13 protein-coding genes are annotated in these 14,348 nt (G+C 66.8%); 7 read left to right on the top strand and 6 right to left on the bottom strand.

Annotated elements, in window-relative coordinates; translation table 11 throughout:
• The coding region (locus tag BG22_RS10950) for a hypothetical protein (RefSeq protein ID WP_219846933.1) at window positions 1-194 on the top strand (194 nt) is incomplete at its 5' end.
• Between the two features lie 227 nt (window positions 195-421).
• Here the strand turns inward: BG22_RS10950 and BG22_RS06855 are convergent.
• The 6 genes from BG22_RS06855 to BG22_RS06830 form a co-directional block, all read right to left on the bottom strand.
• Entirely contained in the window at window positions 422-1,327 is a 906-nt protein-coding gene (locus tag BG22_RS06855) for a hypothetical protein (RefSeq protein WP_258186256.1), read from the bottom strand.
• Entirely contained in the window at window positions 1,324-2,775 is a 1,452-nt protein-coding gene (locus BG22_RS06850; protein ID WP_258186255.1) for an ABC transporter ATP-binding protein, read from the bottom strand. Before BG22_RS06850 ends, BG22_RS06855 begins: the two co-directional genes overlap by 4 nt.
• A gap of 104 nt (window positions 2,776-2,879) precedes the next feature.
• Window positions 2,880-3,584 (bottom strand): energy-coupling factor transporter transmembrane component T, encoded by a 705-nt coding sequence (locus tag BG22_RS06845; protein WP_140494364.1) that lies wholly within the window; start codon window positions 3,582-3,584, stop codon window positions 2,880-2,882.
• Between the two features lie 113 nt (window positions 3,585-3,697).
• Window positions 3,698-4,360, bottom strand: a complete 663-nt coding sequence (locus BG22_RS06840) for an MptD family putative ECF transporter S component (RefSeq protein ID WP_140494349.1) — start codon at window positions 4,358-4,360, stop codon at window positions 3,698-3,700.
• 309 nt (window positions 4,361-4,669) lie between these two features.
• The gene (locus BG22_RS06835) at window positions 4,670-6,274 is read right to left on the bottom strand and encodes a HAMP domain-containing sensor histidine kinase (protein ID WP_140494347.1); all 1,605 of its coding nucleotides are present in this window, start codon (window positions 6,272-6,274) and stop codon (window positions 4,670-4,672) included.
• Window positions 6,271-6,942, bottom strand: a complete 672-nt coding sequence (locus tag BG22_RS06830) for a response regulator transcription factor (protein ID WP_094668371.1) — start codon at window positions 6,940-6,942, stop codon at window positions 6,271-6,273. Before BG22_RS06830 ends, BG22_RS06835 begins: the two co-directional genes overlap by 4 nt.
• A gap of 242 nt (window positions 6,943-7,184) precedes the next feature.
• On the opposite strand from BG22_RS06830, the gene BG22_RS06825 reads away from it, so the two are divergent.
• The 6 genes from BG22_RS06825 (at window position 7,185) to BG22_RS06800 (ending at window position 14,327) form a co-directional block, all read left to right on the top strand.
• A complete protein-coding gene (locus BG22_RS06825) occupies window positions 7,185-8,126 on the top strand; it encodes a hypothetical protein (RefSeq protein WP_140494343.1) in 942 nt (313 codons plus the stop codon).
• Between the two features lie 261 nt (window positions 8,127-8,387).
• Entirely contained in the window at window positions 8,388-9,314 is a 927-nt protein-coding gene (locus tag BG22_RS06820) for a hypothetical protein (RefSeq protein WP_140494341.1), read from the top strand.
• Window positions 9,315-9,458: 144 nt separating this feature from the next.
• Window positions 9,459-10,655 carry a peptidoglycan-binding domain-containing protein gene (locus BG22_RS06815; protein WP_140494339.1) on the top strand — a complete coding sequence of 399 codons (1,197 nt, stop codon included), beginning with the start codon at window positions 9,459-9,461 and terminating at the stop codon, window positions 10,653-10,655.
• A 68-nt stretch (window positions 10,656-10,723) separates the two neighbouring features.
• A complete protein-coding gene (locus tag BG22_RS06810) occupies window positions 10,724-11,392 on the top strand; it encodes an ABC transporter ATP-binding protein (RefSeq protein WP_258186253.1) in 669 nt (222 codons plus the stop codon).
• Entirely contained in the window at window positions 11,389-12,657 is a 1,269-nt protein-coding gene (locus BG22_RS06805) for an ABC transporter permease (protein ID WP_140494337.1), read from the top strand. The genes BG22_RS06810 and BG22_RS06805 overlap by 4 nt, the downstream gene beginning before the upstream one ends.
• Before the next feature lie 107 nt (window positions 12,658-12,764).
• Window positions 12,765-14,327: a DUF3375 family protein gene (locus tag BG22_RS06800; RefSeq protein WP_140494335.1), complete on the top strand. Its 1,563-nt coding sequence runs from the start codon at window positions 12,765-12,767 to the stop codon at window positions 14,325-14,327.
• Window positions 14,328-14,348 lie beyond the last annotated feature (21 nt).

The following is a 14,348-nucleotide window of genomic DNA, read 5'->3' as shown; positions in this document are numbered from 1 at the left end:
ATTTGCCGATTTTGCACTTGCATCCCACTTCTGAGTCGCTGCGGAGTGCATTAGAGCCGCTGAAGTCTACATGCCGTGCGGATACCACGGTGTTTGACGGCCGTTGGCGGAAGAACACCGCCTTGTGTTCGGCTTTAGGTATTCGGCGGGGCGAAGGTTGCGGCGCCGAGTATGCCGCGTCGGAAATTCGTTGACGAATTCGCTACCCCTCAGACCCGCTTCGCGGGCCAGTTCGTCCTGCAATTAAGGACGCGCTTCGCGCGTGTTCTGCTGGCTCGCCTGTCGGCTCGCACGTCGCCTGCAAACAGCTCCGCTGTTTGCTTCACGGCAACGTCCTGACAAGGGGAGCCAAAAACATAATCAACGTATTCATGACGCAGGACACTAGATCTTTGTCATGCGATGCTCGCGGTGAACTCGACTACTGCAGGTGATGCAACGCGCGGATGATCGTGCAACGGTCCTCCGCGGTGCCCTCGTCGGCGCACATCGTGGCGTACCAGCGCGGGTTACGCAGGGTCTCCGTGGCTGAGGCGGATGCGGTGCCGTCGGTACGGACGTCGGCATCCGGCTTTCCGCCGATGACGGTATCCTCGCCGGGCCTGTTCCCGTCGGATTCGTTCCTGTTGGCCCGGTGTTCCCCGGAGCCGGCCTGACCCTCCTTGCCGCCGTCTGTTCCACTGGACACCAAGGTGTGCAGGTCATTGGCGTACTGGAAGTGCAGATGGCTCAGCAGTCCGCTTTCGGTGAACGCCTTGCGTGAGGGCAGGGGCGCGATGGCCAGCAGCCAGCGGAACGGGCTGTCCTCGGCATTGGGGTCGTCGGTTGTGAACACGAACGTCGGGGAGCCTTCCAGACCGTGCGCGATCACATGGTCGAGCCGGTAGTCGTAGACGTCGAGGCTCGTGTTGTCCTCGGCGAACCATTCGATGCGGATCACCGCGCCGGTCGTGACGCCGGCGGCGGTCGCGGTGTCGTCGTCGTTCGTATCACCACTTGCGGTGTTGGTCGTATCGCCGTCTGCGGTGCCATTCACGCCGCCATCGGCTCCATCCGGTTCGCTCACCCGCCACCAACCGATGTGGATGATGTTCTCCGGACTCGTGGTGGTGCAGGCCATCGACCAGAACGTGCGGATGCCGTGGGCGGCCATCGGCGCCATCCGGGGATTGGCGAGCACCGCCCGCTCGGCGGCCTCCCAGGTCTGCTGGATGGCAGGGTCGTCCGAGTCGATATAGTGCTCGAAGCTTTCCCAGTTCCCAAGCCAGTCGGCGATGTCGAATGCCGGTGCGTCCGGAGCGCCTGACGTGTTGTTCGCTGTGTTCATGATTGGTTCCTTTCCAGATTGATGATGCGATCGCACCAGCCGGCGGCCAGCTCCTCATCGTGCGTGACCACGAGAATCGCCTTGCCGCGGGCGGCCAATCGGCGCAGCAGTTCGCCCACCTGCTCCATATGGTAACGGTCGAGGCCGCTGGTCGGCTCGTCGAGGATGATGAGGTCCTTGCCGCACATCAGCGCCGAGCCGATGGCCACGCGTTGCTTCTGCCCGCCCGACAGGCTCATCGGATGCCGGTCGGCGAACGCGGTGAGGTCGAGGTCGGCGAGCACCTGGTCGGCCTGCGCGACCACGGCCGGGTCGGTCTCGTCCAGCCCGATCATGAGCTCCTCGCGCACGCTGTCGGAGAACAGCTGATAGTTGACGTCCTGCATCACCATGAATCCGGAGCGCGTGAGGTCGCGCGGCCTGGCCTTCCGACCGTTGAGCATGATGGTGCCGCCGGCCGGCTTGACGAGCCCGGTCAGCGTCTTCACCAACGTGGTCTTGCCGCAACCGTTGTGGCCCATCAGCCCGGTGATCTCACCGGCGTGGAAGCACATATCCGGTACGCGTCGGGTGAACCCGTCACGGCCGCGATAGCCGATGGAGAGGTCGCGCGTGGCGAGCAGCGGCGCTGTATCGGAGACGGCGGAGGCGGTGGAGGCCGACGCCGGATTCTTCTCCAACTGCGCGATCCGCCTGCGATACGGCTCGAGGTCGAGCGCGCGCAGACCCATCGCGGCGATGCAGCCGGGGGAGAGCGCCAGAAACTCGTCGGCCTCGTACTCCCTGACGATGCGGCCGCCGTCGAAGACCACGTACCGGTCGGCCACACCGTTGAGCCATGCGAGCCGATGCTCGGCGATGACGATGGTGAGCCCGTCGGCCTTCATCCGCTCGATCAGGACGCGCATATCCACGATGGCGTGCGCGTCGAGATTGCTTGTCGGCTCATCCAGCACCATCAGCCTCGGGTCCAGCACGCTCGCCGCCGCCATGGCGATGCGCTGCTTCTGCCCGCCGGACAGGTGGAAGATGCTGCGCCCGAGCAGCTGTTCGATGCCGAACCGGTCGGCCGCTGACGCGATGCGCCGGTTGATGTCGTCCGCCGGCAATCCCATGTTCTCGGCGGCGAACGCCAGCTCGTCGGTGACGTTCGCGTTGAAGTACTGGGTCTTCGGATTCTGGAACACGCTGCCGACCAACGGCGTGAGCCGGTCGATCGGCACGGTCGCCGCGTCGAGGCCGCAGGTGATCTGTCGGCCGGTGAACTCGCCATGGAAGAACTGCGGAACAAGGCCGTTGACTATGCGGGAGTAAGTGGTTTTGCCGCAGCCGCTGGCGCCGCACAATACGATGCACTGGCCCTGATGGACGCCCAAGGAGACGTTGTGCAAGGCCGATTCCTGTGCATGCTCGTATCTGAACGACACGTTGTCTGTTTTGCATTCCATGTCGGATGGCTCCCACATACGGATGTCCTGTGCATCCCCATCGCCATTCAATCGACATGTTGTCCGATTAACAGTGTGATTATTGGATTCCAAGTGCCGCACGCTCATCGCAGTACCCCAGCCATATCAAGGATGATCGGCGCGCTCACCGCAGCCATCGCCAGCCAGTCGAAGGCACCCATGTGAATCCGTGTGCGCGAGGTATGCGCCCCCTCACGTCCCAACCCCTTGGTCAGGGCGGCCACGGACAGGTCCTGAGCCACGGTCGTGGCGTTCATGAGCAGCGGGATGAGAATGTATTCCAACGACTGCGCCGGATGCCTCAACAGCCCCCAGCCGCCCGCCGCGATGCCGCGCAGGGCCATCGCATTGCGGATCTGACGGTAGTCCTCTGCGATGGTGGGGAAGAACCGGATCACCACCACACAGGGGATTACCACGGTCTCGGGCGCATGCATGCGCCGCATCGAGCAGATGAACTCGCTGGCCGACGTGGTGGTGAACGCGTAGGCGCCGGTGATGAAGCAGGGCAGCATCATCGCCAGACCCACGGCCAGCGCCGAAACCACATGCAGCCATGGCAGGCCGAGCGCGTCCGGGTCGAGTAGGCCCAGCGCCGTGAACACGGCATAGGTGATGGCGAAATTGAGCGTCGTCTTCCATCGTCCGGCCGCCGCCAGCGGGATGAGGAACAGGACGACCATGACGATCTGCGTGGTCAGCGCCACATGGAAGAACAGCATGAGATTGGCCGCGAGCAGCAGGAACAGCTTCGTGCGCGGGTCGAGCGTGGGCCGGCCGGCGCGGATGTGATTGCCGCGGTCGTTTCGTCCGGTCCGGACGGCATATGCGAACGCCCCCGTCGCCGGTGTTCCCGACGGCCGTGAGGCGTTCGCTGAGGCATTGCTAGGGTCGGGCCGCATCAGACGATGCCGGCCTTGACGAAGTGCTTCCTGAGCATCTTCTGTCCGAACCAGCCGCCGAGGGCCGCGCAGACCAGGATCGCGCCCATCGCCAGGAAGAACGAGCCGGTGTTGATGTTGGCGAAGACGCCATCGATGTATGCCGCGTCCTTGCCGCGCGCCTGAAGGCTCGCCACGTAGGCGTCCTTCATGAACCACAGCGGCAGGATCGGGCCGGTCAGGCCGTAGGAGAAGACCACGTAGCTGACGAGCAGCAGCGCCTTGCTTTTGTACTTGCCGGCGCGCGCGATGAAGTCGGCGGCCACGGGGAAGACGATGCTGGCGATGAACGAGAGCACAAAATGACCGGAAACGAACAGGAACAGGCCGACCACCAGTCCCATGACGGTGATGCCGCCGAACTTGCCGAGACGGGCCGCGAGCAGCATGTACACGCAGCCGGAGATCAGCGCGGCCACGGCCGGTAGGAAGATCGAGCCGAATCCGCCCATGACGAGGGTGCTCACGAGCGTGGCGATGCACACCATCACGAAGTACAGCGCCGCGAACACGCCGATGGTGATGAGGTCGGAGACCTGGAGCTTGCCGGCTTCCGCCGCGGGCTGCGGCGTGGACTGCACGGTCTGGTTCGGGGTTTCTGCAGGCGTATTCGGTGAGGTCACGATGGTTCCGTTTCGTATGAGTTCGCGTGGATGTTCGTATGAATGGATAATGGTCCTCTCGCCAATGTATCGGTGATTCGGGGGAAAGGCAATACCCAATTTTCCACGGGGCGCTTTCGGCCTGTCGCGCCGGATAGGGCTGTCAGGATGAGCTGGGCTTGCGCAGGTCGATGTGAATCGGACGGGGCATGTCCCTCGTCGTGCACGGTGCGTCACGGCTTCTGCGGCGTATCACGCTGCACGCGCACGACCATGCACGACTACGTAAGGACCATGTAGGACCACGCAGGAAGACCCGTCGTGCCGCTTTCAGAACAGGATCGCGGCGCGGAATCGGCCATCCTCGGTTCGTCCTAGTTCCAGTGCGGCGCCCATCGCCTTGCACGCGGCGTCCGCGATGGACAGGCCCAGCCCCACGCCGGGCACGGCGCTGATGCGCGAGTTGGTGCCGCGATGGAACGGTTGCATGAGGTCGTCCAGATCGTCCGGCAGCGTTTCGTCGGTGGTGTTCGTCACGGTCAGGGTGATGGCTCCGCCGTGGGCCGTCGTGGCAGGCACGGTGTCGCCCTCCGCTGCCTCGCCGCCGGTCGTCGCCTTCCCGTTCCCGTCGTCATCCGTGCCGGCATCCGCATCGATGGCGATCTCGATCGAGCCGTCCTGCACGTTGTGCACCGCGGCGTTGCGGATCAGATTGCCCACCGCTAGCGCCAGCAACGACGGATTGACGGGCACCGCAATGGGACCGGCGGATGCGTCCGGGCGATCGACCTGCACGGTGAGGCTGTGCTCCCGCACGTCCGCGCCGATATCCTCGAGTGCGGCGTCCACGCAATCGTTCAGGTTCGCGGCGGCGGTGCCGTCCGTTATGGTGCGGTCTGTCATGGTGCCGTCCGTCACAATGCCGTCCGTTATGGCGCGGTCGCCGATGAGGCTGAGGCTGCTGCCATGATTGCCGCCGTCGCCGGTACCATCTCCTGTGCCGCCGAACGCGCCGCTCTGGATGCGCGACAGCGTCAGCAACGCCTGTACCAAGGCCGCGCCGCGTCGGTTCGCGGCGAGCGCCCGGCGCACGGACGGCTCCACGTCCTTGGGGAAACGGCCTTGGGCGAGCGGCGCGTCGAGATTCGTCTCCACGGCGGCGATCGGTGTGCGCAGTTCATGCGAGGCGTTGGACACGAACCGTCGTTCGGCCTCGGAGGATGCCTGTACGCGGTCGAGCATGCCGTTGATCGAATCCACGAGCCGGTCGATGTCGTCATGGCCGTGCTTCACGTCGAGCCGCGCGCTCAGGTCGTCCGGCTGCAGTGCGGCCACCTGACGGTCCACGGCGGTCACGCGCTGGGAGAGCACCGTGCCGATGAACCATGCCGCCCCGACCGCGATCAGGCCGAACAGGGCGAGCATCACGATGGACACCGTGCGCATCATGCCGGTCAGGGAGTCGGTGACTGCGTTCGCCGTGCTGATGATCACGCCGTTGCTCCGATCGAGGATGAGCGGCTTGTCCTGGGAGGCGCCGGATTCGACGTCGTCCCATTCCTGCGTGTTCGCCGGGGAGTACAGCGTCGCCCCCTCAAGGTTGCCGCGCGTGCCCGAGTAGCAGGCCATGGGGATGTCGCCCGTCGGGGCGGCGTCCGAATACTCCTTGCCCGTGGAGACGGAGACGCTGCCGTCGTAGTTCATGCACAGCGACATCATCTCGTTCTGTCTTGCGGCGGTGCGGGTCACGATGATGTTCTGCGCGACGATCAACGCCGTCATCATTACGATGATTGTCAGCGCGACGGCCAAGGTCACCTTCGCGCGGAACGATGAGGGACGCAGACGGCGGGCCAGAACGGCGAGACGGTTGAGCAAGGGGCGCAGCCCCCGCAAACGGCCGTCCGCAGGGGAAGTCGGGGAAAACGGTGTCATGACAGCCGGTATCCTTCCCCTCGCGTGGATTCGATGGCGTCGCGGTCGCCCAGCTTGCGGCGCAGCGAATAGATGGTGGTCTTGATCACATCCGCCGGTTCGGCGGCGGTCGCATCGTCCCAGACCGTCTCGTACAGTTCCTGCACGCTCACGTACCCGCCGTCTGCGCGCATCAGTTCGAGCAGCACGCCGTACTCCTTGGGCGTGAGTTTGACGAGCGTGCGGCCATGATTGCGGAAGACCAGCCGGCGCGTGGTGTCGAGCGTCAGATCCCCGTGCGTCATGACCGCGGCCGTGGCGTCGGCCCGTCCGGCGCGACGCTGCAACGCGCGGATGCGGGCCAACAATTCCGGATAGGCGAACGGCTTGGTCAGATAATCGTCCGCGCCGAGGTCGAGCCCGCTCACCCGGTCGCTCACCTCGGCGGCGGCCGTGAGCATGATCACCGCCACGGGCAGCCGGTTCGCGGCGATCGTGGCCATCACCGCGTCGCCCGAAAGCACCGGCAGATCACGGTCCAGGAGCACGATGTCGATGGTTTGCTCGGCGAGGGCCTGCAACGCCTCGGTGCCGGTCGTGGCCATGCTCGTCGCGTACCCCTCGTAGCGCAGCGCGTCATCCAACGCGGCCGCCAGCTCACGGTCGTCCTCGACGATGAGAATCCTCATGATCCCGCCCTTTCCGCATGGTTCCGCCGGGCGAACCCGGCCGGAACCAATCACGTCCATTATCCATCCGCCGTTATGCATCCATCGTTGCGGCACCACGGTAAGGCGAAAGTAAGGGATTTTCCCACCATCGCGCCACCGGTCCGGAGGTGTCATGGAAGCGACGCCGCGATGATGCCGGATGCCGCAAGGTATGCGACATCCGCGTCCGGCGCGTGGAACAGGAAGCGAGGGAGCAACCGATGAACACGGGGAACAGGTTCGCGAGCAATAACGCGACGGCCGACGAGTCACAGGTTTCGGCAGCCGGCCGCTACTGCCGGGGCGCCCGGCCTTTCAGGACACTGCTGACGACCGCCGCAGCCGTGACCTGCCTGATCGGGCTTGCCGGCTGCTCGGCCACCAGCGCCGGAGACGGCGGAACCGGCGGCCCGACGCCCGGGACCGACGTATCGGCCCAAGCGGGCACGTCATCGGACGGCACGGACGCCGACCCTGCCGCGAACCTCACCACGGCCGAACTGGAGACGATCGCCAAACGATTCACGGCCTGCCTGGTGGAGAAGGGCTTCGACGCGAAGGTGGTCGAAAGCAGTGCGCTGGCACCCAGCGGCTCTTCGGATCCGGCCCCCAAAACCACCGTGGTGGTGCGACGGCTCGGCGCGGACGGCACCCCCATCATCCCCGGGCCCGGCATGCAGATCAGCGGCGACTCCGACCCGCTCTACCCGGACGTGATATACACCATCGTCTCCCAGCAGGAGGGAGCCTGGGTGGGGTTCCGGAATTCCCAGGCGCTCGCCGGCTCGATCTACGCGGACAAGCAGGCCGACTATGCCGCCTGCGAACAGGCGAACCCGGACTTCGCGCAGCCGAACTATGCGAAGTCCGGCAGCACGGCCGGCGGATCACCCGGTGGCACGACGGACTCCGACGCGCAGCAGATTCTGATCGATTTCGCCCGCCAGGCCCGCGCGGACGGATTCAGCTGGATGGCCGACCCCTCGCCGGGCGAGGACAAGATCGTGGAGATCCCCTCGGACGTCTCCTATCAGGAGCTGCGACGCTTCTTCGACACCTATTCGGGCGACAAGTGGCCCACCCATGACGGCATCCCATTCGGCGTCGGCTGCACCGGCGAATGCGAGGCCTACCAACGCATCAGCGACGAACGATCATCGTGACCGATGGCTTTGCGGGGCGTGACGGGCCGGGCTCCTCCGCAGGGCTTCCCGGCGCCTGCCGCATGCGGCGGGCCCACGGCGAATCGATGACAGGCCGACGGCGCGCCAACGTCGGATCGACGTAAGCCGAAGGTAAGGCAATCGCCCACCGACACGCCACCGGTCGGACGGTTGGATGGACAACGACGGCAACGGGCCGGACAACAGCCCGCACCCGCAACCCGTACCTACACGTACCTACAGCCCGAGAAGGAACCCACCATGCGCACTGCAATCGTTGTGCCGACCAGCCTGGACGACAACCGTACGAACAACCCATCACCAAGCGGCCGCCCGCCCCAGTCCGCCGGCCGCCCAAGCGCCCACGCAATCCGCCGTACGCTGGCCCTGACCCTCGCGTCCGGCCTGTGCATGGCCGCGCTCGCCGGCTGCTCCTCGCCATTCGCCGCAAACGGCGGCGACGATACGGGCGTCACCGGTATCGATGCGTCCGCGAACGGCGGCGGCGATGCGGCCGATGCCCTCCCCACCGATGCGACCGCCAAACGATTCCTCTCCTGCCTGACCGGCAAAGGCTTCGAGGCGCAGGCGACCGCGGCCCCCGGCATACCGGATGCGGAAGGCAAGGCGAAGGCGGCGACCTCCAAGAACATGGTCATGCTGCGCATGATCGACGCAAGCGGGCAGCCGGTCGCGTCCGGTGACGGCGGCACGAGCGTGAGCGCCGGCGCCGACACCCAGTCGTTGTACGCGAACGCCATGCTCACCTCCATCGACTATGGCACCGTATGGGTGGCGTTCAAGGACGCCACGGCGCTCGCCGGCTCGCCCTACGAGTCGAAGCAGCAGGAGTACGCTGATTGCGAGGCGAAGAACCCGGACTTCACGCAGCCGGCTCAGGATCTCGCCGCAGGCACGCCCACCTACTCCGAGGAGGAGAGGCAGGCGGCGCTCGACTACGCCCGGAAGGCACGCGCCAAAGGCTTCGGCTGGGTCGCCGACCCGACCGGCGACGAGCCGACGACGATACTCATCCCCAAGACGGTTGGCGAGGAGGAACTGCGCCGCTTCCTCAAGGAATGCCCCGTCGGCGACGCACACATCGCCTTCGGCTTCGACGGCACGACCGAGGAATTCGGCTACGACTACATGAAGGTGCTGGACGAGGCAACCGGCGCGGTCTCGTGACGGCGCGCGCTGTGCCGTCATGGGAAGCGCGATGCCGATGCGATACGCGTCCGATGCATACGACCCCTACCCATGCAACCCCATACCCATACGAATCCCGTATGAATTCGATATCAGCGCAATGACAGTGAAGGAGCCACGACCATGACACGGACGGAAGCACGGCGGTTCTTCAAACGGCGCCGGACGATCGCGATCGTCATCGTGCTGGTCGCGGTGGTCGCACTGGCCGTGACGGCCGCGACCATGAGACCGTGGACGCTCATCGGCCGGATGACGGCGAGCGGGCAGTTGGCTGGGCAATCGGCCGGGGCCGCGCAGGCATCCACCCGGTCGTCCGCGCGGAAGGTCGATGTGACCACGCTGCGCGCCCAGCCGGTCACCTCGGGCGTCCTCAACGCCGAGACCCGGCTCGGCGCCACCCTGACATACGACACGGCATCCGACTTCGCCGAGGCGACCGGCGTCATCACCCAGCTGCCGGTGGCCGGCAAGCAGATCGGCACCGGCGAACAGGTGTACGAGATGGACGGCGTGCCCGTGGTGCTCTTCCACGGCGAGCGCCCGTTCTGGCGCACGCTCGACACCGGCGCCACGGACGGGCCGGACGTGGCCCAATTGGAGCAGAACCTCGCCGAACTCGGCTACTTCTGGGGCGCGCCGGACAATCATTTCGACGGATACACCAAGGAGGCGGTCCGCCAATGGCAGCGGTGGTCGCTCGGCCTCGACGGGGACGTCGCCAGCGGCGTCTTCCAGCCGTCCAGCGTGGCCGTGGCCCCTGCGGCACCCATCCGCATCAAGACCGTGGCCGCCAAACTGGGGCAGACCAATGTGAGTCCGGCCACCTATACGGGCGTCACCCTGCACGCGCAGGCCACGATCACCACCGGACAAGCCGCCACGTTCAAGGCCGGCGACAAGGCGAAGGTCGTCCTGCCGGACAACACCACCCTCGACACCACGCTCACCACGGTTGACCAGGGCGGCCAGTCCTCCGGCGCGTCCACCGGACCATCCTCCGGCCAGTCCACCGGCAAGGACGGGCAGGCCACCCAGCCTTCGGTGCGCATCGACTTCCCCGACCAGACGCAGGTGGCGAAATTCGGGCCCACGGCCGTCCAGATCATCGTGCCGAATGCCGACGCCTCGAATGAGGAGACGCTCATCGTACCGGTCACCGCGCTCATCGCCTCCGCCGGCGACACGTACGCGGTCGAGGTAATCCGGGGCAACGCGCTCGAACGGGTGACGGTCGAGATCGGGCTGGTGGCCAACGCGCAGGTGCAGATCCTCAAGGCCGATGGCCTGAAGGTCGGAGACAGGGTGGTGATCTCGTGATGTACGCCGATCCCGATTCCGACCGGAGCGGGGACGCGGGGTGTCCTCCGTTGCTGACGTTGCGGCATGTGACCAAGGCGTTCGTCGGCAAGGACGGCTCGCCGCTGGAAATCCTGCACGACACGTCGCTGGCGATCGGCCGCGACGAACGGATCGCCATCGTGGGCCCGTCCGGCTCGGGCAAATCGACGCTGCTGTCACTGCTCGGCACGCTCGACATGCCCACCTCCGGCACGGTCGCCTACGACGGTGTGGACGTGGCCTCCATGGGGGAGCGGCGTCGCAGCGCGTTGCGCGCCGAACGCATCGGCTTCGTGTTCCAGCAGTTCCATCTCATCGCCACCGTCTCCGCCTTGGAGAACGTGATGACCGGCCTGCAGTACACCGCATTGCCGCGCAGGGAGCGGCGCCGTCAGGCCGTCGAGGCGCTGGAGCGCGTGGGACTCGGCGAGCGCATGCACCACAGGCCCTCGCAACTGTCCGGCGGCGAGCAGCAGCGCGTGGCTATTGCCCGCGCACTGGCCAAACGGCCGGACATCATCTTCGCCGACGAGCCGACCGGCGCGCTCGACACCGCCACCGGGCACGCGATCGTCGCCCTGCTGCTCGACGCAGCCGCCTCGGGGGCGTCTCTGGTGGTCGTCACGCACGACCCGAACGTGGCCGCGCGATTCCCCCGACGGCTCCACATCCAGGACGGCGTGGTCACGGAAACGGTCACGGAGGTGGTCACATGAGCGGGCCGGACCATCGCATGGAACAGTCTGCGGGCATGCCGGCCGATGCGCGCAGGGCGACGGCAGCGCGCAAGCCGCTCGGCGCGCGCGTCCTCGACCTGCTGCGCACGGCGTGGATCGGGGCGACGGGCCGCGTCTCACGCACGATCTTGGCATCCTTGGGCATCGCGCTGGGAGTCGCCGCCTATGTGGCGCTCTCCGGCATCGCCGCCTCCAATCAGGCGGCCTTGCTCGCCCGGCTCGACGCGCTCGGCGCGAACCTGCAGGTCGTCACCCCCGGTCAGGATTCCAGCGGACAGCCCGTGCCGCTGCCCGAATACGCGCCCGAAACCATCGCCCGGCAGCGCGCCGTCGAACGGGTGGGCGTGTTCCTCACCGCGCCGGATGGGGCGCAGGTGTTCAAAAACGAGCTCGTGCCCTCCACCAACGGCAACGCCATCGCCGTGGCGGTCATGCGCCCAGGCGCGCTCGATGCGGTCGGTGTCGGCATCGCCCAGGGCCGTGGCATCGACCGGAACAACGAGCAGCTGCCGGTCGCGGTGCTCGGTTCCGAGGCAGCCTACCGGCTCGGCGTCAACGAGCCGGGCGACCGCGTGCTCATCGACAACAACTGGTACGGGGTCATCGGCATCCTCGAGGCCGCGCCGCAGGCGCAGGACATCGACTCGTCGGTCCTCATCGGCGCCGACTACGCGCTCGCGCACTATGCGGACCAAGCCGACGTCATCGGCCGAATCAGCCGGATCTACGTGCGCACCCGCCCCGGCGACGCGGAGGCGTTGCGGCGCATGATCGCCCACGCGGCCAACCTCTCCGGCGGCAACGTGTCCGTGACCGCGTCGGCCAACCTGTCCGAAGCGCGCAACACCACCAACGACTCGCTGACCGCGCTCGGCCTCATGATCGGCGCGATCGCTCTGGCGGTGGGCGGCATGAGCATCGCCAACATGATGATCGTCACCGTGATGGAGCGACGCGGCGAAATCGGCCTGAGACGCGCGCTGGGCGCCACACGCGGGTCGATCCGCATGCAGTTCGTCACCGAGGCGGCGATGCTGTCGGCCATCGGCGGGCTGGTCGGTGTGGCGGTCGGCGCGGGCACGGCCATAGGCGTGGCCTCCGGCACCGGCCAGCCGCCCGCCCTCGACTGGACCGGCCTGCCGCTCGCATGGGCCGCCGCCGTCCTGGTCGGCATCCTTGCCGGCCTCTACCCGGCCTCCCGCGCCGCACGGCTCACCCCCACCGAAGCCCTGCGCGGGGAATAGGCGCGGACGGGGCGGCTGTGGGGAGATCGACGTTCGCTAGGAGACACTCCCTCCCGTGCATGTGCTAGCGTCGATACGTTGCGATCGGCGGGACGATAAGGAGATGCATGGGCGACATCAGGCGTGAGATGGAACGTCTGCGGCCGGTCTACGAGACCGGAGTGCTCCGGTTGCTGCTACGTCAGAACGCGATGCTCTACGTGGCGCTGCTGCGCGCCGCCTTCGACCCGCTGACCGGCGAACTGCCGCGTGAGACCGTGGAGGAGCGTTTCGCGCACAGCCTCGAACTGCTGGAACGGAACGGCGACTACGTGCTGCGCGACGACTCGTACGGCGAGGCCGCCCACCGCATCCTCGTGGACCTGAGCCGGGAGGGCGAAGGCGACTACGCATGGCTCGCCAACTCGCATGACGCCGCATCCCACCGGTTCCTCTACCGGCTCACCGCCCGCGCCCATCGCGCCATCGAGGCGCTGGGACGTCTGGAGGACGAATCCCGCACGCTGTCGGGCGCGCAGGCCAATTCGATCATCATGGAGATCGAGCATGCGCGCATGCAGCTGACCGCCGACCCGGGCGAGCGGGTCAAGCTCCTCAACGAGGAGATCAAGGAACGCCGCCACGAGATCAAACGCATCCAACAGGGCCAACAGCACGCCGCGCTGAGCGAGGCGCAGGTCCACGACGTCATCGCCGTGATCCACAACACGTTGCGCGGCGTACCCATCGATCTGCGCGAACTCGTGCTCACCGAACGGGACAACGGCGATGCGCTGCGCCGTCGCATGCAGGCCAGCGACATGAGCGTGGACGAGATCCTTACCGCCTACCACGACGAATACCGGCGTCTGTTCCACGAATCGGATTCCGGCCGACGCTTCGAGGACGCCTTCCAGGTGATCATCACCGACGAGGGCCGGAAGCAGATCGACGACGCGCTGCGCGACATCGCACGCACCCCGTATCTGGCCGGCGAGTCGAGCGCGCTGCTTGACCAGATCCGTGACGAACTCGCCCGCATCTACGTAGGCCTCGAATCGGTGCGCAGCCAGATGCGCGTCTCCGACGAGGCCGTCAGCCGACTCGTGCGCCAGCAGACCGACACACGCTACCGCACGATGCTCGGCACCCTCAACCGGCTGTTCGTACGACTCAACGCCGACGCGCGGGAGCACCCGTCGGACGCCGCCCGCCCGTACCCGACCGGCAGCGCGGGCGCGCAGTTCGCCGCCCTGCCCACCCGTCCGGCGCGCACGATGGCTCGGGCCGCCACTCCGGGGCTCGCCGATGAGACTTCCCTCGACGCCCCGGACGTCGCGCCCATCGATCTCAAGGCCCTGATCAGCGGCGGTGGCCCCCGCGTCAGGCGCATGGCTGGACTCATCCGACGCAATCCGGTGATGTTCGAGGACGGGCGTATCGACGTGGTCTCCAGCTTCAACCGTCTGCCCGAGCGCGAACGCCGTGAAAGCGAGATCGTCGGCCTGCTCGGCGCCATCCAAGGCGCCGGCGGACTGCTCGACGGAGCGGATGGCGGCATGCGTGGCAACCGGGGCGATGACGTCAACGGCGTGATTTGGCACTGCATCTCGCTCGACGGCAGCCCCAGGGACTGGGTCACGCGCCCGGTGGCCGTCGACCGCGACGAACTGGATGCGATGGCGAGGTAAGGATGAGCGTGGAAACGGGAA

Origin of the sequence: Bifidobacterium sp. UTBIF-78 (genome assembly GCF_006408945.1) — a bacterium.
Classification (GTDB): domain Bacteria; phylum Actinomycetota; class Actinomycetes; order Actinomycetales; family Bifidobacteriaceae; genus Bifidobacterium; species Bifidobacterium myosotis.
This window is presented reverse-complemented; position numbering and strand designations above follow the sequence as displayed.

Bases quoted from the DNA above. Each gene is read 5' to 3' on its own strand.
- BG22_RS06855 (WP_258186256.1), bottom strand. From the start codon at position 1,327: ATGAACACAGCGAACAACACGTCAGGCGCTCCGGACGCACCGGCATTC.
- BG22_RS06850 (WP_258186255.1), bottom strand. From the start codon at position 2,775: ATGGAATGCAAAACAGACAACGTGTCGTTCAGATACGAGCATGCACAG.
- BG22_RS06835 (WP_140494347.1), bottom strand. From the start codon at position 6,274: ATGACACCGTTTTCCCCGACTTCCCCTGCGGACGGCCGTTTGCGGGGG.
- BG22_RS06830 (WP_094668371.1), bottom strand. From the start codon at position 6,942: ATGAGGATTCTCATCGTCGAGGACGACCGTGAGCTGGCGGCCGCGTTG.
- BG22_RS06825 (WP_140494343.1), top strand. From the start codon at position 7,185: ATGAACACGGGGAACAGGTTCGCGAGCAATAACGCGACGGCCGACGAG.
- BG22_RS06820 (WP_140494341.1), top strand. From the start codon at position 8,388: ATGCGCACTGCAATCGTTGTGCCGACCAGCCTGGACGACAACCGTACG.
- BG22_RS06815 (WP_140494339.1), top strand. From the start codon at position 9,459: ATGACACGGACGGAAGCACGGCGGTTCTTCAAACGGCGCCGGACGATC.
- BG22_RS06805 (WP_140494337.1), top strand. From the start codon at position 11,389: ATGAGCGGGCCGGACCATCGCATGGAACAGTCTGCGGGCATGCCGGCC.
- BG22_RS06800 (WP_140494335.1), top strand. From the start codon at position 12,765: ATGGGCGACATCAGGCGTGAGATGGAACGTCTGCGGCCGGTCTACGAG.